Genomic DNA, 20,642 nt, shown 5'->3' on the forward strand with positions numbered 1-20,642 from the left:
CTTGCGTGGGATGAGTAGCTGTCGCTACCCCGTCCAAGCAAGGGAGAAGCATCATGATACGTTCACTGTGGATCGCCAAGACCGGCATGGAAGCGCAGCAGACTGCGCTCGACGTCACCACCAATAATCTGGCCAACGTCGGCACCAACGGCTTCAAGAAGTCGCGCGCCGTGTTCGAAGACCTGCTGTACCAGAACCTGCGCCAGCCCGGCGCCCAGTCCTCGCAGCAGACCAATCTGCCATCGGGCATGCAGCTCGGTACGGGTGTACGTCCCGTAGCGATCGAGCGCATCCATACGCAGGGGAACTCGCAAGCCACCGGCAACGACAAGGACCTGATGGTCAGCGGCAACGGCTTCTTCAATGTGCTGCTGCCGGACGGTACCACCGCCTACACCCGCGACGGCTCGTTCCAGCGCGATAACAATGGCCAGCTGGTCACCTCCAGCGGCTATGTGCTGCAGCCGGCCATTACCATTCCCCAGGCCGCCACCTCGTTCACGGTAGGCCGCGACGGCACCGTGTCCGTTACGCTGCCGGGCCAGACGGCGCCGCAGCAGATCGGCAGCATCCAGGTCTCGACCTTCATCAACCCCACCGGGCTGGAATCCAAGGGCGAAAACCTGTACGTGGAAACCGGCGTGTCGGGCAATCCGCAGACCAACACGCCGGGCACCAATGGCGCCGGGGTGATACTGCAAGGCTATGTGGAAACTTCCAACGTCAACGTGGTGGAAGAGATGGTGAATATGATCCAGACCCAGCGTGCCTACGAAATCAATTCCAAGGCCATCACCACGTCCGACCAGATGCTGCAGAAACTGTCGCAGCTGTAAGGAGACCGAGATGAAATCTAGCTTCCTGATGATCATCGTGGCACTGGGCCTGAGCGCCTGTGCCACCACCCCGACTTCCATCGTGCAGATGCCGCTGACGGCCCGTCCGCTCACCAGCGCACAGATGCAGGCCGCGCCCAACAGTGGCGCGATCTACCAGCCGGCCGCCTACCGTCCCATTTTCGAAGACCGCCGCGCACGCCATATCGGCGATGTGCTGACGCTGGTCATCACGGAAAAGACATCGGCCGTGAAAGCCGGCGCCAGCTCGGGTAACAAATCGGGCAGCGTCAGCGCCAGCGTACCGGGCCCGCTGCAATCGACGTTCGGCGGCACCATAGGCGCCAACAGCGCCAGCAAATTTTCCGATGCCGACAACCAGTCGGCCAGCAATACCTTCACGGGCACCATGGGCGTGACGGTGGTGGAAGTGCTGGATAACGGCAACCTGATCGTGGCCGGCGAAAAACAGGTGGCCATGAACAAGGGCGTGGAATTCATCCGCTTCTCCGGCATGATCAATCCGGACAACATCGGCACGGGCAATACCGTGCAGTCGACGGCGGTGGCCGACGCCAAGGTGGAATACCGCACCAATAGCACGATAGACCGCGCCGAGATGACCTCGATGGCCTCGCGCTTCTTCCAGAGCCTGTTACCTTTCTGAGTACTATCATGGACAGCTTACAATCAATCACGGAAGGCGTACGCCGCGTCAGCGGCCTGTGCAAACTGGCCGCACTGCTGCTGGTGCTGCTGGTGGGCGCGCTGCTGGTGCAGCCGGCCCGCGCCGAGCGCCTGAAAGATCTGGCCAGCATTGCCGGCGTACGGCAGAATCAGCTGATCGGCTACGGCCTCGTAGTCGGTCTGGACGGCAGCGGTGACCAGACTACCCAGACCCCGTTCACGGTGCAGAGCGTGGTCTCGATGCTGCAGCAGCTCGGTGTGAACCTGCCGCAAGGCACCACGCTGCAGCTGAAAAACGTCGCTGCCGTGATGGTGACGGCTTCGCTGCCAGCGTTTGCCCAGCCGGGCCAGACGCTCGATATCACCGTCTCGTCCATGGGTAATGCCAAAAGCCTGCGCGGCGGTACGCTGCTGATGACGCCCCTCAAAGGTGCGGACGGTCAGGTCTACGGTATGGCCCAGGGCAATGTGCTGGTCGGTGGCGTGGGCGCTGCCTCGGGCGGCAGCTCGCAGGTGGTGAACCATCTGAGCGTGGGTAAAATTTCCGGCGGCGCCACGGTGGAACGTGCCGTGGCCAGCAAGCTGGGCGAAAACAATTTCATCAATCTGGAACTGAATACGGCCGACTTCGCCACTGCCAGCCGCGTGGTGGAAGTGATCAACGATAAATATGGCCCCGGCATTGCCTATGCACTCGATAGCCGCGTGATCCGCGTGCAGTCGCCCAGCAGCAGCGACCAGCGCGTGGCCTTCATCGGCACGCTGCAGGATATGCAGGTAGCACCTTCGGAACAGCCGGCCAAAGTCATCATGAATGCCCGTACCGGTTCGGTGGTGATGAACCGCGCTGTGACGCTCGATACCTGCGCCATTTCGCACGGCAATCTGTCGGTGTCGGTGTCGGCCGAACCGCAGGTCAGCCAGCCTAATGCACTGTCCGGCGGCCGCACGGTGGTGACGCAGAATCCGCAGATCGGCATCAAGGCCGATAGCGGCAAAGTCATGCTGGTCAAAGGCGGCGCTTCGCTGGCCGATGTAGTGAAAGCCCTCAACGCCATCGGCGCCACGCCGCAGGATCTGCTGTCGATACTGCAGGCGATGAAAGCCGCCGGTGCCTTGCGCGCCGAACTGGAAATCATTTAAGCGGGTACCATCATGACTAGCCCGAACGTATCTACCGATCTGAGCAACAAATTCGCCCTCGACGTCAAGGACATGGGCGGTTTGAAGCAGTCGGCGCGCGCCAATGATCCGGCTGCGCTGAAGACGGCTGCGACCCAGTTCGAGGCCATGTTCGTCAATATGATGATGAAGTCCATGCGCGACGCCACGCCGCAGGACGGGCTGACGGATAGCCAGACCACCAAGACGTTTACTTCCATGCTGGACCAGCAGACCAGCCAGAACATCGCCAAGCGCGGCATCGGCCTGTCCGACATGCTGGTGCGCCAGCTGTCGCAAAGCAGCCAGCAGCAGGCTCTGGCCATCGGCAACGATGGCACGGCCAGTGCCCCTGCTGACGGTGCCGGTGGCAGCTTCGGCGGGCTGGCCAGCCTGATGGATGCCCGCCTGCAGCGCGCGATTGCGGCCGCGGGCGGCCCCGGCACGGGTTCGGTAGACGATAACAGCGCCGTGCCGGCCACCACGACCGGTTCCGGCGCCGAGCACGTGCGCAAATTCCAGCAGAAACTCGGCGCCGCAGCCGAAGAGGCCAGCCGCAGCAGCGGCATCCCGGCCAAGTTCATGCTGGGTCAGGCTGCGCTGGAAAGCGGCTGGGGCAAACGTGAAATCAAGGGCCGCGATGGCAGCAACAGCCACAACCTGTTCGGCATCAAAGCCAGCGGCGACTGGAAGGGCAAGGTAGTGGAGGCCACGACCACGGAATATGTGAACGGCAAGGCGCAGACCAGGGTGGAGCGCTTCCGCGCCTATGACAGCTATGCCGATTCGTTCAAGGACTACGCCAAGCTGATCGCGACCAATCCGCGCTATGAAAAAGTGCTGGCCAGCGCCGGCGATGCGACCCGCTTCGCCCAGGGCCTGCAGAAGGCCGGCTATGCCACCGACCCCCATTACGCGACCAAGCTGGCGAGCATCATCAAGCGCTCGCTGGCCGGATAATCCCGAGAATCAAGTTTGACGCCGGCTTGCCGTAAACGACACCATAGAGAGTAATCCATCATGTCCAGTCTCCTCAGCATCGGTACTAGCGGTCTGTTGTCGGCGCAAGTAGGCCTGTCAACCACCGGCAACAACATCACCAACGCTGGTGTGGCCGGTTACAGCCGTCAGGTTGCCATCCAGGTCGATTCGTCCACCCGCGACGAAGGCTTCGGCTTTGTCGGTAGCGGTACGGAAGTGGTGGCGGTGCGGCGTTTCTACGATAACTTCCTGGCCACCCAGCTGCGCGGTGCCGAAGCGACCCAGGCTTCGCTGGAAGCCTATAACAAACAGATCGCCCAGGTCGACAACCTGCTGGCCGATCCGACTGCCGGCCTGTCGCCAGCGCTGCAGGATTTTTTCAACGGCGTACAGGATGCTACCTCGAATCCCGCTTCGGCCGCTTCGCGCCAGGCGCTGCTGTCGAGCGCCGGTTCGCTGACGTCGCGCTTCCAGGGCCTGAGCGCAAGGCTGACGGAAATTGCTTCCGGGGTGAATAACCAGATCGCTTCCAACGTCACGGAAATCAATTCCTACGCGCGCGAGATCGCCAATCTGAACAACACCATTTCCGGCCTGACCACGGATGGCAAGCCTGCCAATGATTTGCTGGACCACCGCGACCAGCTGGTGACGGAGTTGAACAAGCTGGTCAAGACCACCATCCTGCAAGGCCCCAACAATACCCTGACGGTGGAAATGGGCACGGGCCAGCCGCTGGTGGTGGGCACCACCGCCTTCCAGCTGGGTACCTCGAATTCGCCGACCGACGTGGCCCGTGTCACGCTCGGCTATCAGGCCGATAATGGCGGCTTCAGCCCGCTGCCGGAAAGCGTCTTCACGGGCGGCCAGCTGGGCGGCCTGCTGGAGTTCCGTAATGGCGCGCTGGACCGGGCGCAGAATTCGCTGGGGCAGGTGGCCGCCGGTCTGGCCGTCAGCTTCAATGCCCAGCATGCGCTGGGACAGGATCAGAATGGTGCTCTGGGCACGCCTTTCTTCGGCCCCATCAATGCCTATGTGGGCCGTAACAACCGCAATTCGGCGGCCAGTACGGCCGACGTGACGGCCGTGGTGACGGATGCCAGCGCGCTGACGGCGAGCGACTACAGCGTCGATTACGATGGCACCAATTTCAACGTCACGCGCAAGAGCGATGGCAAGATCACCCAGATCAATCCCTTCCCGCAGACGGTACCGCAGACCATAGACGGGGTGGATTACACCATCACGGGCACGCCGCAGGCCAAGGATAACTTCGTGGTCCGTCCGACCTATCAGGCGGCCAGCCAGATGAATGTGCTGATTGTCGACCGCAGCAAGATTGCGCTGGCGGCGCCTATCACCACGGCCGCGCCTACCACCAATTCGGGCAATGGCAAGATTACCTCCGGCACGGTCGACCCGGCCTATCTGGCACCGGGCGCGGCGCTGACGGCACCGCTCACGCTGACCTACGACAAGGCCAGCGCCAGCTTCTCCGGCTTCCCGCCCACCCAGGATGTGACGGTAACGGTGAATGGCACGAGCACCGTGTATCCGGCCGGTACTGCCTCGATACCCTATACGGATGGCGCCCAGATCAGCTTCGGCGGGGTCAACTTTGCCATCAGCGGTACGCTGGCCGATCAGGATAAATTCACCGTCGGCCCGAATATCAGCGGGGTGGGCGATAGCCGTAACGGCGCTTTGCTGGCTGCACTGCAAAGCAAGAATATACTCGACGGCGGCAAAGCCACCTACCAGACCACCTATGCGCAGATGGTCAACTTTGTCGGTAACAAGGCGCGCGAAGCACAGATCAGCAACTCGGCGGCCGATGCGGCGGTACAGCAGGCCACCAATCAGCAACAAAGCGTTTCCGGCGTTAATCTGGATGAGGAAGCGGCGAATCTGTTACGCTATCAGCAGGCCTATCAGGCTGCCGGTAAAGTGGTGCAGATGGCCAGCACCTTGTTCGATACCCTGCTCAGTCTCAGGTAACTCAGGTAACCATCTCAGGTAATCATCATGACTATGCGTATTAGTTCGAAGACTATCTTCGACGTTGGCGTCAACCAGATAGGCTCGCTGCAAAATGCGGTGTCGAAAACCCAGCAGCAGCTGTCGACGGGCCGGCGCAATCTGACGGCGGCCGATGATCCTATCGCGACGGCGCGCGCGCTGGAAGTGACGCAATCGAAATCGATCAATACCCAGCTGGTCACCAACCGCTCGAATGCACGCAGCATGCTGTCGCTGGAAACGGTGGCGCTGGCCAGTTCCACCTCTATCCTGCAGGACATCAAGACACTGACCGTGAATGCCGGCAATGGCGGCATGACGCAGAAAGACCGCGAATCGCTGGCGGTGGAACTGGAAGGCCGGCTGGCCGACCTGCTGGGCCAGGCCAATTCCTCGGACGGTGTGGGCGGCTATGTGTTCTCCGGCTACAAATCCACCACCTTGCCCTTCTCGCCCACGGCGACGGGCGCCAGCTACCAGGGCGACCAGGGCCAGCGCGAACTGCAGGTGGGTTCGACCCGCAAGGTGCCGATCACGGATTCCGGCTCTTCCGTCTTCGAAAACAATGTGACGGGCAACGGCAATTTTGTCACCGGCCCCGATCCGGCCAACTATACGCGCGGCGGTTCGGGCATCATCAGCCCCGGTTCCGTCAAGGATGCCACCCTGCTGACGGGGCACAACTACCAGATCGATTTCCAGGTGGTGCCGGCCACAGCCGGTACGCCCAAGGTGACCACCTACACCGTGACCGACCTGACCCTCAATCAGCCCGTGCCGCCAGCGCCCGTGCCGGCCGTACCCCAGCCTTATACCAGCGGCCAGAGTATCAACTTCGACGGGCTGCAGTTCGAAATCAAGGGCGATCCGGCTGATCAGGATAATTTCACCATCGCCCCGAGCACGCGCCAGTCGGTGTTCACCACGGTGACGGATCTGATTGCGGCCTTGCGCGCACCCGGCGATGGCGCAGCCGGTCAGGCTAGCCTGAACAACAAGCTGAATCAGGCCCACATGAATATCGACAATGCCACCGACAACCTGCTGTCGGTGCAGTCGGCCGTCGGTTCGCGTCTGAAAGAGCTGGACTATCTGGACAGTTCCGGCGACGACCTGAATCTGCAATATGCCGCCACGCTGTCGGACTTGCAGGACGTCGATACGGTGAAAGCCATATCCCAGTTCACCCAGCAGCAGACCATGCTCGATGCGGCACAGAAGTCCTTCAAGTCTTTATCCGGCCTGTCGCTGTTCAACTACATCAGCTAAATCCGCATCCCCCGCCAGAACGGCATACAGCCCGCCGCCTGAAGTGCTTCAGGCGGCGGGTTTTTTGTATGGGCAGGGGCAGGCGCAGGCACTACGGGCCAGCGCCCCCGGGCGGCTTTATTTGACGGCGAGGATGCCGTGCTGGAGCGGCTGGCGCAGCCAGTCCTGCGGGCTGCTGGCGGTGTCGCTCAGGCTGGCGCTGGCGGCATCGTAGCGGCGTAGCTGTTCGCCCAGCGCGGCCACCTGGCTGGACAGGCTGGCGCTGGCGGCTGCCAGTGGGCCGGCTGCGGCCGCAGGGACGCTGAGCTGGTTCGGCGTGCTGGTGGCGTACTCGCCGGCGGACTCGGTGATGGCCTGAGCGATGGCCTGGGTGAGAGCGCTGGTATTGGCGGCGCGGCTGGTCAGGAACCAGACGTCGGCCAGCTGGCCGCTGCTGCCATCGCTACGGGTAAAGCTGGAGCGCAAGCCTATCCAGTTATTGTTATCGAGTTCGCTGACCTTGCTGGCATCCACCGTCAGGCTGGCCACGCCGACCGAGCCCAGCGTGCGCAATTCTCCGCTCTGGCTGACGCCGTCGCTATTGCTGTCGACCCAGACGCGCAGAGCATCGAACTGGCTATCCTTGCTATCGACGATGCCGTCATGGTTGCTGTCCAGATCGGACAGGGCGGCGAAACCGTCGCTGGCGCGGCTGCCATCGCTGCGCTGGGTAGCGGTGCCGAACAGTTCGCGGCCGTCGCTGATCTGGCCATCGTGGTTGCGATCGAGCACCAGCAAGCCGTCGCCGCTGCCTACCCAGCCCGTGTTGATACGTTCGCCATCGGCATAGATGTCGAACCGGGTGCCTGCTTCGATGCCCGTAGTGCGGATGCCGTTGCCATCCAGATCGAGGATCAGCGGGCTACCGGCCGGCAGTACGGCCAGCTGGTCGGCCGTCAGCGCGGCGCGCTGGTCGGTGGTCAGGGCGCACACCTGGGTCGATGCCATGGCCGCCACATCGGCGATGCTGATGGCCGCAATCTGTTCGGCCGTCAGGGCTTTGATCTGGGTGGCTTTGAGCGAGCGCATCTGCGCGGTGGTCAGCGAACCTATCTGCACTGCGCTCAGGTAGGCGATGGCGGTGGCCGTCAGATTGGCCAGCTGGGCCGTCTTCAGGGCGGCGATTTCATTGCCGTCCAGCGAGCGTACCTGATCGGAGCCGAGGGCATTCAGTGCCGAGGCCGACAGCATCGACAGCAGCACGGGATCGAGCACGGCCAGCTGGGCCGTGGTCAGGCCGATGGACTGGGTCGAACCCATGGCAGCCATCTGTGCCGTGCGCATGCCGTTCAGCATATCGGACGACAGGCCGCTGATCTGGTCGGAACTGAAGCCGCCGATCTGGTTTGTGGTGAAGGCACTCATGGAACCCAGTGCTGCCAGCTGGTCGGTGGTAATGCCGCGCACCTGGGTTACCGCCAGCGAAGCCAGCGCCTTGGTGGTAAGGGCGGCAAACTGGTTGGCCGTGAGGGCGGCCAGCTGGGCCGTCTTCAGGGTCTGCAGCTGGCCCGTGGTGAGGCCGCCGACAGCGTCGGCATTGAGCGCGGCGATCTGGTCGGTATTCAGGGTGGTCATGTTCAGACCACGCGCCTGATTCGGCGTCAGGCTGTTCAGCTGTGACGTGCTCAGGGTGGACATCTGGCGCAAGGTCAGCGCCGCCAGCTGGGCCGAGTTGATGGTGGCCAGCTGGTCGAGGTTGATGGAGCTGAGCTGGTCGGTGGTCAGCGCCGCCACCTGGCTGCCTGTCAGCACGCCCAGCGTGGTCAGCACGTTGATCTGGTCGGTGCTCATGGCCGTGATGTCGCCGGGGCTGAGGGTGGCAATCTGGCGTGTGGCCAGGGCGGCGATCTGGTCCAGCGTCAGCGCAGCAAACTGGATGCGGCTGAGGGCATTCAGTTGCAGGCTGGTCAGGGCCGGTACGTCGTCGACTTCGATGGCCTGCAGCTGGTCCGTGCTGAGGCCGGCAAACGCCGTAACATTCAGCGAACGCACTTGCGCCGTGGTCAGGCCAACGATCTGGTCGGTGCTAAAGCCTTGCAGCTGGCCTTTGCTGAGCGCGGCAATCTGGCTGGTCTTCAGCGTCACCATATGGTCGCCATCGATGGCCACGAACTGGTCGGTAGTGAGGGCGCTCACCTGCAGCGTGGTCAGGCCGGCCAGCGTCTGCAGACCGTTGATCTGGTCGCTGGTCAGGGCTTTCACCTGGGTGGTGGTGAGGGCGGCCACTTCGGCCGTGGTGAGGATGCCGAACTGGTCCACGCTGAGGTTGGCGATCTGCTGGGTGGTGAGCGCAGCGACCTGATTGGTCTTCAGCCCGGCCAGATCTTCCACTTCCATCGACCCAATCTGGTCGCTGGAGAGGCCGCGCAAGGCTGCCGTGTTGAGGGCGCGCCACTGGTTCACGCTCAGCAGCTGAATCTGGTGGGTGTTCATGGCCCCCAGCTGGCGGCTGTTCAGCGCGCTCAGTTGCAGGGTGTTGAGCACGGCGATCTGGTCGTCGTTCAAGGCCTGGATGCGGTCCGTGCTCAGGGCCGCTATCTGCATGGTGTTGAAGGCGCCCAGTGTGCCCAGCATGAAGAACTGGTCGGGTGTCAGATAGCCGAGCTGGGTCGAGGTCAGGGCGGCAATCTGCGCCGTGCTCAGGCTGGTCAGCTGCACGCTGGTCATGCTGACCAGTTCGTCCGAGGTGAGGGCGCGGATCTGGTGGCTGCGCAGTGCGGCCAGATCGTTGAGTTCTATGGCCACCAGCTGGTCGGTGCTGAGGCTGGCAATGGCGCGGGTCGACAGGGCACGGAACTGGTTTTCCGTCAGGTTGACGATCTGGTCGGTCGTCAGGGCGCGGATCTGGTTCTGGCCCAGCGCACTCACGGTGGCGGTATTCAGGCTGCCGATCTGGTTGTTGCTGATGGCCTGGATCTGGTCGCTGCTCAGGGCCAGCAACTGGGCCGAACGCAGGGCGGCGATATCGCCCAGCGAAATGGCCTGGATCTGGTCGCTATTCAGGGCCGACAGATTGCGCGTATTCAGCGCCAGTATGCTGGCGGTGCTGAGCGCGCCGATCTGGTCGGTAGTCAGTACGGCCAGCTGGGCCGAACGCAGCGCGGCCACCTGCACCGTGCGCAGGCTGGCGATCTGGTCTGGCGAGAGCGACAGGATCTGGTCCGAAGTCAGCGATTGCACCTGGCTGCTGGCCATGCCGCGCAGATTGCTCAGGGCTGCCAGTTGTGCCGTGCTCAGCACGGCAACCTGGGCCAGCGTCAGGGCCGCGACTTCCTGCGAAGTCAAAGCCCCCACCTGGTCGGTCGTCAGGGCCAGCAGCTGGGCGCTGTTGAGCACTTGCAGCTGGGCCGATTTCAGCGCGGCGATATCGGGCACTTCGATGGCGGCGATCTGGTCCGAATTCAGGCCGGACAGGGCGGCCGTGGCCAGCGCGGCCAGCTGGTTGCCGCGCAGCTGCACCATCTGGTCGGTGGTCAGCGCCGCCAGCTGGGTAGCGGACAGCACGGCCAGTTGCCTGGTGTTGAGTAGGCCGATATCGTATTCCGTCAGGCCGGCTATGCGGGTGGTCGACATGGCGGCAATCTGGGCCGTCGAATACTCGGCCAGATTGCCCAGCGATGCGGCTTGCACATTGCTGAGGGCTGCCAGCTGGGTCTGCGAGAAGGCGGAAATGCTGGCGCTACTTAATGCGCGTAGCTGGTCGGTCAGCAGGGCTGCCATCTGGTCGGTGGTCAGGGCGCGCAGCTGGGCCGAGGTCATGGCCGCGAAGTCGCGTGCTTCGATGGCGTCGATCTGGTCGGTGTTCAGCGCGGCCAGCAGGCTCAGGTTGAGGGCGCGTATCTGTCCCGTCGACAGTGCCACGATCTGGTCGCTATTGATGCCACCCACTTGCTGGTTGCCCAGCGCCGCCAGCTGTTTGGTGGTGAGCGAAACAAAGCGGGCTGGCGTGAGCGAGACCAGCTGGTCGGTACTGAGGGCCGATACCTGCTGGGTGGTCAGTACGGCCAGATTGCTCAGTGCGGCGATCTGGTCGCTGGTCAGGTAGCTGAGCTGGCGCGTCGTCAGGGCTGCCACTTCGCTGCTGATCAGGGTGCCGTACTGGGTCAGCGTGAGAGCGGCCAGCTGGTCGCTGCTGAGCATCATCAGCTGATTGGTTTTCAGTGCGATCAGATCCGGGCCCGTCAGGTTGATCAGCTGGTCGGTGGTCAGTGCCGCGATCACCGTGCCGGGCAGGGCGCGGATCTGGCCCGTGGTCAGGGCGGGAATCTGGTCGGTACTCAGATAGGTGATCTGGGTCTCGTCCAGTGCAGCCACTTGCGAGGTTTTCAGCGCGGCGATCTGGCTTTGCGACAATGCCATGATCTGGTCGCTGCTCAGGCCGCGGATCTGGCGCGTGCTGAGGCCGGCCAGACTGCTCAGGGCATTGAACTGGCTGGTGGTCAGTATGCCTAGCTGGCCCGGCGTCAGGGCCGCGATTTCCTGCGAAGTGAAGGCGCCCAGCTGGGCCAGCGTGAGCGCGCGCAGCTGATCGCTGCTCAGGCTGGCTACCTGATCGCTGCGGAAGGCCGCCACATCGGGCAGCTCCATGGCGGCAATCTGGTCGGTGCTGAAGCTGGCCAGCGTGTTCAGACTGAGCCCGCGGATCTGGGCCGTGACCAGCGCCGCAATCTGGGCCGTCGTCAGCGCGGCCAGCTGGATATTGCTCAGTGCGTTCAACTGGCCGGTACGGAAGGTCGGTATCTGTTCCACGCCAAGGCTGGCCAGCTGGTCGGTGGTAAAGCCTCCGACCTGATCGGTGGTGAAGGGCGACAGCGTGCTCAGACCATCGACCTGGGCCAGCGTCAGGGTAGCGATCTGGTCATTGCGCAAGGCAGCCAGCGTGCGGCTGGTCAGCGCAGCGAACTGGTTAGAGGTCAGCGATACCAGCTGGTCGCTGCTCAGGGCGGTGATCTGGTTGGTGCCCAGCGCCGCCACATTGGCCACGCGGATGGCAACGATCTGGTCGGTCGACAGGGCGCCCAGGGTGGTGCCGCTCAGGCTGCGCACCTGCGCCGAACTGAGGGCCGCAATCGCCCCCGTGGTCAGCGCCCCCACCTGCAGATTGGTCAGGCCGGCGATCTGGCTGGTTTTCAGGGTGGTGATGCGGTTCAGTGCCAGACTGGCGATCTGGTCGGTGGTGAGCGCCGCAATCTGGCGGCTGGTCAGCGGTGCCAGCGAAGCGAAGGCGGCGATCTGGTCGGTCGAGAGCGAACCGATCTGCAGCGGCGTCAGGTTGGCGATATCGATGGTGCTGAGCGAACCGAATTGGGGCGCGGTCAGCGCCCGCAATTGATCGCTGGTCAGGGCCGTAATCTGCTTGGTCGAGAGTGCTGCCAGATCCTGCAGTTCGATGGCTTGAATCTGCTCGGTATTCAGGGCTGCCAGCTGATCCGAGGTAAGGGCGCGGAACTGGCCCGTGGTCAGCGCCACCACTTCGGCACTGCTCAGCGCCATCATCTGGTCGGTGGTCAGGGCAGCGATCTGGCGCGAGGTCAGGCCGGCCAGAATCACCAGCGAAAGCGAGGCGATCTGGTCGGTCGTCAAGGCGGCGATGGCTTCCGGCGAGAAGCTGGCCAGCGAAGTCAGCGAGGCCAGCTGATCGCTGCTCAGGGCGGCTTTCTGATCAGGCGTGAGGGCCGCGATTTCGGCCGTGGTCAGGATGCTGATCTGCGAGGTGCTCAGGGCCCGCACCTGATCGGTACTCAGACCGGCCACCTGGCGCGTGTTCAGGGTGGCCAGCGAGATGTTGCTGATGGCCGCAATCTGGTCGGTGCTCAGGCCGGCCAGATTGGCCGGGCTGATGGCGCGCAACTGGGTGCTGGTCAGCGTGCGGATCTGGTCGGTGTTGAGGCTGACCAGCTGGTCGGTATTGAGCACGGCAATCTGGCGCGAGCTCAGGGTGCGCAGGTCGGCCGTATTCAGGGTGGACAGCTGGTCGGTGCTGAAGGCGCCGATCTGGCGCGAACTGAGCGCAGCCAGCGTCACCAGTGCATCGATCTGTTCACTGTTCAGGCTGGCAATCTGGCTCAGTGTCAGCGCGGCCAGATTGGCCGATGGCAGGGCGCGCAGCTGGGCCGTGCTGAGCGCCTGCAACTGGGCGCTGGTGAGCGAGGACAGCTGGCGCGTGGTCAGGGCCACCAGATCGGCATTGCGCAGCGCCGCCATGCGGTCCGTACCCAGGGCGGCGATGGCCACCGAGCTCAGTGCGCGCACCTGATCGGTGCTCATGGCATAGACCTGGTCACTGCTGATGGCGGCGGCCTGATCGGTGTTAAAGGCGGCCAGCTGGTTGGTCAGCAGGCTGGCAAAGCTGGCCGTGGTCAGATCGGCGATCTGGGCCGTGGTCAGACCCGGCAGCTGGCGCGTGCTGAGCGGGTTGAGCGAACTCATCGCGGCCAGCTGCTCGCTACTCAGTGCCGACAGCTGGTTGCTGGTCAGCGAGCGGATTTCGGCCGTGGTGAAGGCGGCCAGCTGGGCCGTGCTCAGGGCTGCCAGCTGCTGGCTGCTCAGCTGCGCTACCTGCGCCGTACGCATGGCGCGGATATCGCGCGTCTCGATGGCTGCAATGGCGTCCGTGCTCAGGTAGGCGATGGCGCTGGTGCTGAGGGCGGTAATCTGGGCTGTGTTGAGGGCGACGATCTGGTCGGTATTCAGGGCTTGCAGCTGGTCGCTGGTGAAGGCCGAGAACTGGCGCGTGCTCAGGCCGGTCAGGTCGCTCAGCGTGAGGGTGTTGATCTGGTCGGTGGTGAGCGCCTTGATCTGGCGTGTGCTCAGGGCCGACAGATAGCGCAGCGCATCGATCTGCTCGCTGTTCAGGGCCACGATCTGGTCGCTGGCCAGTGCCGCCGTATCGGCCGAAGTCAGGGCTGCGATCTGTTCCGTGCTAAGTACGGCGATCTGCTGGCTCAGCAGCTTGTTGACCTGGCTGGAATCGAGCGCGGCGATGTCGCGCGTTTCGATGGCCAGCAACTGGTCCGAGGTCAGCGCCGTGATGGCGGCCGAGTTCAGGCCGCGGAATTGCGGACCGCTGAGCGCGACGATCTGGTCGGTGGTGAGGGCGATGATCTGGTCGGAACCCAGTACGCGCAGCTGGCCGCTGGCCAGCGTAGCCAGATTGCGGGTCGACAGCGATTGCAGCTGGTCGGTGGTGAACGAGGCGATCTGCCGGCTCGACATGCCTGCCAGCGTAGTCAGCGCATTGAGCTGGTCGGTGGTCAGCACGCTGATCTGGTCGGTGCTGAGGGCGGCAATGGCGCTGCTGCTGAGGGCAGCAAACTGGTCGCTCAGCAGCACCACCAGCTGTTCCGTGTTGAGCCGGTTCACCTGCGAGGAACGCAGGGCGGCGATATCGCGCGTTTCGATCGCTTCGATCTGGTCGCTGCTCATGGCGTTCAGCACATCGCCCGTCAGGCTGGCTACCTGGCTGGCCGTCAGCCAGATGATCTGGTCGCTGCTCAGTGCCTGTACCTGCTCGCCATTCAGGGCGGCCAGCTGGGTGCTGGTCAGGGCGACGATGGCGCGGCTCTGCAGCGACACCATCTGGTCGGTAGTGAGTGCGCGGATCTGGGCCGAATTAAGCAGCGGCATGTTGCGCAGTACATTGATCTGGTCGGTGCTCAGGCTGGCCAGCTGGCCCGGCAGCATGCCGGTCAGGTCATTGCTGCTGATGGCGCTGACCTGATCGGTACTCAGTGCCAGCAGCTGGTCGGAATTGAGCACGCGGAACTGGCGTGTACTGAGCACGGCCAGATCGCGCGTTTCGATCGCCAGCATCTGGTCCGAAACCAGTGCCGCCAGCACGTCCGTGGCCAGACCGGCAAACTGGTCGGTGCTCAGTGCAACCACCTGATCGGTGGTCAGGGTGATGACCTGATCGCTGTTCAGCGCAGCCAGCTGGGCCGTGCTGAGCGTGGTCAGGGTACGGGTGGTGATGTTGCTGAGCTGGGCCGTCGTCAGGGCGCCCATCTGGGCCGAATTCAGCGGCGTCAGCGTACTGAGGGCATTGAACTGGTCGGTCGTCAGACTGGTGATCTGGTCGGTGCTGAAGGCGGCGATGGCCTGGCTGCGCAGCGCCCGCATCTGGCTGGTGCTGAGGCCGGACAACTGGGTGCCGCCAAGCGAGCGTATCTGGCTGCTCGACATGCCTACCAGATCGCGCGTTTCGATGGCGCCCATCTGGTCGCTGCTCAGGCTGTTGAGCAGGTCGGTGCTCAGGCCGGCCACCTGGGCGCCACTTAAGCCCACCACCTGATCGGTGCTGATGACGTTGATCTGGTCGAGGTTGAATACATTCAGCTGGCCCGTGGTCAGCTGGGCCAGATTGGCCGTGCTCAGGCTGGCGATCTGGCTGGTGGTGAGTGACTGGATGGCGCTGGTATTGAAAGCGCGCAGTTGCTGCGAGGCCAGTATGCCCAGCTGGTCGGTCGTCAGGCTGGCGGCCTGATCGGAACCCAGCGCCGCCAGTTGCGCCGTGGTGAGGGCGCGCAGATCGACGGTTTCCAGCGCCACGACCTGGCTGGCATTGAGCAGGTTGAGCTGGCGGGTGGTCAGGGCGGCCATTTCGCGCGTGCTCAGGGCTACCAGCTGGTCGGTACTCAGGGCCGAGAACAGGTCGCTACTGAGGGCGGCGATCTGCAGGGTGGACATGGTGGGAATGTTGTCCGTGCCCAGACCTGCCAGCGCGGCTACGCTCAGGGCATTGAGCTGGTTGGTGCGCAGCACCTTGGTCTGCGCCGTACTGAGCACGGCCACCTGTTCCGAACTGAGCACGCTCATATCTTCGGTCGTCAGCAGGCCGATCTGCACAGTCGTGAGACTGGCGATCTGGTCTGTTGTGAAAAGATTAACGATCGAAGTCATTACATTGTTCTCCCGGATGCTTCCATGATACGCGCATTATTGCCACATGGAAACCAAATCCTTGCTATGTGCTGTTCATACCTTCATTGTATTTCTCTATGGCACTACACTCAGTCCGGCTGGCCGCCGTCCCTGTACCGGCGGCGCGGGCGGCGCATTATTCTGCCGTTGCGACCAGGTGCGCGGCATCAGCCGCGCCCGCTCTATGCCATCCAGGAACCAGTTCTGCACCGGCGTGGCCAGGTACGGGAGCGTCATGGCCACCACCAGCAAACCCACCCCCAAGGTAATGGGGAAACCGATACCGAACAAATTCAACTGCGGCGCTGCACGCGTCAATATGCCGAGTGCAACGTTGGTAATCAACAAAGCTGCCACGATGGGCAGCGACAACTGCACCCCCGTGCTGAAAATCCTGCCGCCCCAGTCTGCCAACTGCTTGAAGCCACCGCCGTACACGGGCGAGGCCGACACAGGCAGGCTGTAAAAACTCTCCACCAGTGCCGACAGCAGCACCAGATGGGCATTCACTGCCAGAAACAGCATGGTCGCCACCAATGCCAGAAACTGGCTGATGGCCGACGAGCGCCCCTGCGTGTTCGGGTCGAAAAACGTGGCAAATCCCAGCCCCATGGTCAGACTGGAAATTTCGCCCGCCATTTCCACCGCCGCGAACACGATGCGGATACTAAACCCCATGGCCAGCCCGATCAGCATTTCCTGCACCACAATCAGCAAGCCGGCCAGCGAGAGCGGGTCGGCAGCCGGCTGCGGCGGCACTACCGGTGCAATCACCATGGCCAGCAGCGTGCCCAGCGAGACTTTGACGCTGGCCGGCACGGCCGAATTGCCGAACAGGGGCGCCGAGGCCAGCAGGGCCAGTATCCGCGTCAGTGGCCACAACAGGCCAGCTACCCACAGGTTAATATCGGCAGACGAGAAGGAAAGCATGAGGGCAGCCGGCCTATTTATTTCCGTAAAGCATATCTGACCTACCCCACCAGACCCGGTATGCCATTAAACACTTCGCGCATGTAATCGAGCATGGTGGCCAGCATCCACGGCCCGGCCACGACCAGTGCCACAAAGATACCGACCAGCTTGGGAATGAAGGACAGGGTGGCTTCGTTGATCTGGGTGGCGGCCTGGAAAATACTCACCACCAGACCGATCACCAGCGCCACCAGCAGCATGGGGGCGGCGATCATCAGCGTGACTTCCATCGCGTGGCGGCCCAGCGTCATGACACTTTCCGGGGTCATCGCAGCTCCTAGTAGAAACTCTGGGCAAGCGAGCCCAGCAGCAATTGCCAGCCATCCACCAGCACGAACAGCATCAGCTTGAACGGCAGCGAAATCACGGCCGGCGACATCATCATCATCCCCATCGACATCAGCACCGAAGCCACCACCATGTCGATGATGAGGAAGGGGATGAAGATGGCAAAGCCGATCTGGAAAGCGGTTTTCAGTTCGCTGGTGACGAAGGCCGGCACCAGTATGCGCAGCGGCACGTCTTCCGGTCCCTGCAGGGCAGGGCTGCGCGAAAGTTTGACGAACAGGGCCAGATCAGCCTGGCGGGTCTGCTTCATCATGAACATTTTTAACGGTGCCGCACCCCTGTCCATGGCCACGCTCATGTTGATGCGGTTTTCCTGCAGGGGCAGATAGGCTTCCGTATAAATCTTGTCGAAGGTCGGCCCCATCACGAACAGCGTGAGGAACAGCGCCAGCCCCACCATCACCTGATTCGGCGGCGAGGACTGGGTGCCCAGTGCCTGACGCAGCAGCGACAGCACGATGATGATGCGGGTGAAGCTGGTCATCAGCAGCAACGCCGCCGGGATGAAGCTCAGCGCCGTCATCAGCAGCATGGTCTGGATAGGCAGCGTGTAATTGGTGCCGCCGCCCGGTGCCGGTGTGGCCGTCAGGGCCGGTATGCCTATGCTCGATTCGGCCCCGGCCAGCAATGGCAGGCTGAGCGTTGCCAGTAGCAGCAGGGCGCGCGCGCCATGACGGCGCAGGAGGGAGTTATTTGCCATGGCGCTGTTCGATGGTCTGTTTCAGCCATGCGGCGAAATTCGGTTTGGCGGTGCTGTCCGGGCTGGCTAGTTCCGGCGGCAGTTCCTGCCGCGGCAGCGTGGTCAGGGCATTCATGCGGCCGGCCGAAGCGCCCACTACTATCCATTGTTCGCCCACTTCCAGCAGCAGGATGCGCTCGCGCGCGCCCAGATTGAGGCTATCGACCAGCTTGATATGGCGCTGGCTGCCCGTCAGGTGTTTGGGGCCGAAGCGTTTCAGCAGCCAGGCCAGACCGACCAGTACGGCCAGCACGAACAGCAGGGCCATGGTGGTCTGCAGCAGGCCGCCACTGCTGGCAGGCGCCGGTGCCGGCGTGGGGATGGTCATGGCCAGCGGGCCGGGCGGGGCGGCGTTAGCACTGGTGGCCGGCGCAGCAGCGCTGGCCGGCAGGCCGGCAGCAGGGGCGGTGCTGGTCGTGGCTGGTGCAGGCTGGGCAGCTTGGCTGGCTGCTGCAGCAGATGCGGCGGCGCTGCTAACCACTGCCGCAGCAGGAGTGCTGGCGGCTGTGGCGTGGGCGCTGGCGCCGTGCTGGCCGCCTATGGTGCCGGAAACGCGGTGCTGGGCGATTGCAGGCGCGGCGGCCAGAGCCGCCGCGATCAGGAGGGTGAAAGTCAGGCCACGCTTCATTTATTGAGTTTTCGGATACGTTCGGAAGGCGTGATGATGTCGGTCAGACGGATACCGAACTTGTCATTCACCACCACCACCTCGCCCTGCGCGATCAGACAGCCGTTGACCAGCACGTCCATCGGTTCGCCGGCCAGACCGTCGAGCTCCACCACCGAACCTTGCGCCAGTTGCAGCAGGTTCTTGATGGCGATCTTGGTGCGGCCCAGTTCCACCGTCAGCTGGACGGGAATATCGAGAATGAAATCGATATCGTTATGGGTTTCTGTCTTCGGCGCCGTGTTGGAAAAATCCTTGAACACGGCAGCGCTGGCCGCCTGCGCCTGGGCTTTTTCCGCCGCAGCCGCTTCAGCCTGGGCTTGCTCGGCGATGGCCGCGCCCCATGGATCGTCGTCCATAGGCTGATCGTCTTGATTATCCGACATGCTTCTCTCCTGTATTGCGGTCACCGGCCACGCCGGTCTTATTTGATGTTATCGGCATTGGCCAGCAATTTCTCTACTTTTAGCGCGTACTGGCCGTTCATCACCCCGTAGCTGCAATCCATCACGGGCACGCCATCGACGGTGGCGGCCAGCAGTTCCGGTATGTTCAGCGGGATGATGTCGCCCACGCGCATATTCAGTATCTCGTCGAAATTCACTTTGGCCGTGCCCAGCGTGGCCACCAGTTCCACTTCGGCGATCTGGATCTGCTGCGTCATCAGGCGGATCCAGCGCTTGTCCACTTCCAGTGCCTCGCCCTGCAGGCTGGAGGTGAGCGAATCGCGGATCGGTTCTATCATCGAGTACGGCATGCAGAAGTGGATCTGGCCGGACACGGAGCCCAGTTCCACCGTGAAGGTGGAGGCCACCACCACCTCGTTCGGGGTGGCGATGTTGGCAAACTGGGTATTCATTTCGGAACGGATGTATTCGAACTCGACGGGGAACACCGGCTCCCACGACTTGGTATAGGCTTCGAACACGATATCGAGGATGCGCAGAATGATGCGCTGCTCGGTCTGGGTAAAGTCACGCCCTTCGACGCGGGTGTGGAAGCGGCCATCGCCACCGAACAGATTGTCCACCAGCAGGAATACCAGACCCGGATCGAACACCATCAGGGCGGTGCCGCGCAGCGGCTTCATGTGCACCAGATTCAAATTGGTCGGCACCACCAGATTGCGGATGAATTCCGAATATTTGGACACGCGTACCGAGCCGACCGACACCTCGGCGCTGCGGCGCAGGAAGTTGAACAGGCCGACGCGCAGCAGACGGGCGAAACGTTCATTGATAATTTCCAGCGTAGGCATGCGCCCACGCACGATGCGCTCTTGCGTGGCAAGGTTGTAGGTGCGGACGCCCGCAACATCTTCCTGTGCCGCGACATCGTCCTGGTCGCCGTTGACGCCCTTTAACAGGGCATCAACTTCTTCCTGGGAGAGAAAATTATCAGCCATGACGTTCTAGCTACTGTATGGTTACTGAATGATAAACGAAGTGAACAGGACGTCCTGAATGTCCTGCGGCTCGCCCCGGTCTTCGAAGGGTTCCTTGAGCTGGGCGATGATCTCGCGGGCCAGCTGGACTTTGCCTTCGGGCGACTTCAAGTCTTGCGCGTGCTTGCTCGACAACAGCAGCAACATGCGGCTACGCACCTTGGCCATATTGTCTTTGACGGTCTTGCTTTCTTCCGGGCCACCCACTTCCAGCGTAAAGGCCAGTTGCAGATACTGGTCGGCACCGCCTTCACCCGGTTGCAGGTTGACGGTGAACGGTTCGACCACCACATATTCCGGTGGACCGGCATGGCCTTTTTTCGAGGCCTTGTGCTTGGTTTTGGCTGGCGCTTCCTCTTCCTCTTCATGCGCTGCATCGGCGTTTTTCGCATGCAGGAAGTACCAGGCAGCACCGCCGCCACCGCCACCGAGCACCAGCAGCAGTGCCACGATGATGATAATCAGTTTTTTACTGCCACCGCCCGCAGCGGGTGCGGCTTCGACTTTCGGCTCGGCTTTCATTTTAGGGTTCGCTTTCAAGTTGCTCTTCTACGACGGAAA

The 20,642-nt window shown here is 62.9% G+C and carries 14 protein-coding genes; 6 read left to right on the top strand and 8 right to left on the bottom strand.

Annotated features, from left to right (window positions below):
* Positions 1-53: 53 nt before the first annotated feature.
* The 6 genes from flgG to flgL are packed head-to-tail and all read left to right on the top strand — an operon-like array spanning position 54 to position 6,953.
* Positions 54-836, top strand: a complete 783-nt coding sequence (gene flgG / locus GTP23_RS04010) for a flagellar basal-body rod protein FlgG (protein ID WP_161033958.1) — start codon at positions 54-56, stop codon at positions 834-836.
* Positions 837-846: 10 nt separating this feature from the next.
* Positions 847-1,503, top strand: a complete 657-nt coding sequence (locus tag GTP23_RS04015) for a flagellar basal body L-ring protein FlgH (protein ID WP_161033959.1) — start codon at positions 847-849, stop codon at positions 1,501-1,503.
* 8 nt (positions 1,504-1,511) lie between these two features.
* Positions 1,512-2,666 carry a flagellar basal body P-ring protein FlgI gene (locus GTP23_RS04020; protein ID WP_161033960.1) on the top strand — a complete coding sequence of 385 codons (1,155 nt, stop codon included), beginning with the start codon at positions 1,512-1,514 and terminating at the stop codon, positions 2,664-2,666.
* A gap of 12 nt (positions 2,667-2,678) precedes the next feature.
* Positions 2,679-3,644 carry a flagellar assembly peptidoglycan hydrolase FlgJ gene (flgJ, locus tag GTP23_RS04025; RefSeq protein WP_161033961.1) on the top strand — a complete coding sequence of 322 codons (966 nt, stop codon included), beginning with the start codon at positions 2,679-2,681 and terminating at the stop codon, positions 3,642-3,644.
* Between the two features lie 60 nt (positions 3,645-3,704).
* On the top strand, positions 3,705-5,663 hold the full coding sequence (flgK, locus tag GTP23_RS04030; RefSeq protein WP_161033962.1) for a flagellar hook-associated protein FlgK: 1,959 nt from the start codon (positions 3,705-3,707) through the stop codon (positions 5,661-5,663).
* Between the two features lie 27 nt (positions 5,664-5,690).
* A complete protein-coding gene (flgL, locus tag GTP23_RS04035; protein WP_161033963.1) occupies positions 5,691-6,953 on the top strand; it encodes a flagellar hook-associated protein FlgL in 1,263 nt (420 codons plus the stop codon).
* Between the two features lie 117 nt (positions 6,954-7,070).
* On the opposite strand, the gene GTP23_RS04040 is transcribed toward flgL, so the two are convergent.
* The 8 genes from GTP23_RS04040 to fliL form a co-directional block, all read right to left on the bottom strand.
* A complete protein-coding gene (locus GTP23_RS04040; RefSeq protein WP_161033964.1) occupies positions 7,071-15,890 on the bottom strand; it encodes an SPM autocatalytic domain-containing protein in 8,820 nt (2,939 codons plus the stop codon).
* Between the two features lie 96 nt (positions 15,891-15,986).
* Complete coding sequence (gene fliR, locus GTP23_RS04045; RefSeq protein ID WP_161033965.1) at positions 15,987-16,841, bottom strand: flagellar biosynthetic protein FliR; 855 nt, start codon at positions 16,839-16,841, stop codon at positions 15,987-15,989.
* A gap of 41 nt (positions 16,842-16,882) precedes the next feature.
* The gene (gene fliQ / locus GTP23_RS04050; RefSeq protein ID WP_161033966.1) at positions 16,883-17,152 is read right to left on the bottom strand and encodes a flagellar biosynthesis protein FliQ; all 270 of its coding nucleotides are present in this window, start codon (positions 17,150-17,152) and stop codon (positions 16,883-16,885) included.
* Positions 17,153-17,160: 8 nt separating this feature from the next.
* On the bottom strand, positions 17,161-17,931 hold the full coding sequence (gene fliP / locus GTP23_RS04055; protein ID WP_161033967.1) for a flagellar type III secretion system pore protein FliP: 771 nt from the start codon (positions 17,929-17,931) through the stop codon (positions 17,161-17,163).
* On the bottom strand, positions 17,921-18,598 hold the full coding sequence (gene fliO, locus GTP23_RS04060) for a flagellar biosynthetic protein FliO (protein ID WP_161033968.1): 678 nt from the start codon (positions 18,596-18,598) through the stop codon (positions 17,921-17,923). The genes fliP and fliO overlap by 11 nt, the downstream gene beginning before the upstream one ends.
* Positions 18,595-19,023 (bottom strand): flagellar motor switch protein FliN, encoded by a 429-nt coding sequence (fliN, locus tag GTP23_RS04065; RefSeq protein ID WP_155433269.1) that lies wholly within the window; start codon positions 19,021-19,023, stop codon positions 18,595-18,597. Before fliN ends, fliO begins: the two co-directional genes overlap by 4 nt.
* A 38-nt stretch (positions 19,024-19,061) precedes the next feature.
* Positions 19,062-20,042 (bottom strand): flagellar motor switch protein FliM, encoded by a 981-nt coding sequence (gene fliM, locus GTP23_RS04070; protein ID WP_161033969.1) that lies wholly within the window; start codon positions 20,040-20,042, stop codon positions 19,062-19,064.
* Between the two features lie 21 nt (positions 20,043-20,063).
* Positions 20,064-20,603 (bottom strand): flagellar basal body-associated protein FliL, encoded by a 540-nt coding sequence (gene fliL / locus GTP23_RS04075; protein ID WP_161034621.1) that lies wholly within the window; start codon positions 20,601-20,603, stop codon positions 20,064-20,066.
* Positions 20,604-20,642: the final 39 nt, after the last annotated feature.

This window comes from Duganella fentianensis, assembly GCF_009857835.1.
Taxonomy (GTDB): Bacteria; Pseudomonadota; Gammaproteobacteria; order Burkholderiales; family Burkholderiaceae_D; genus Rugamonas; species Rugamonas fentianensis.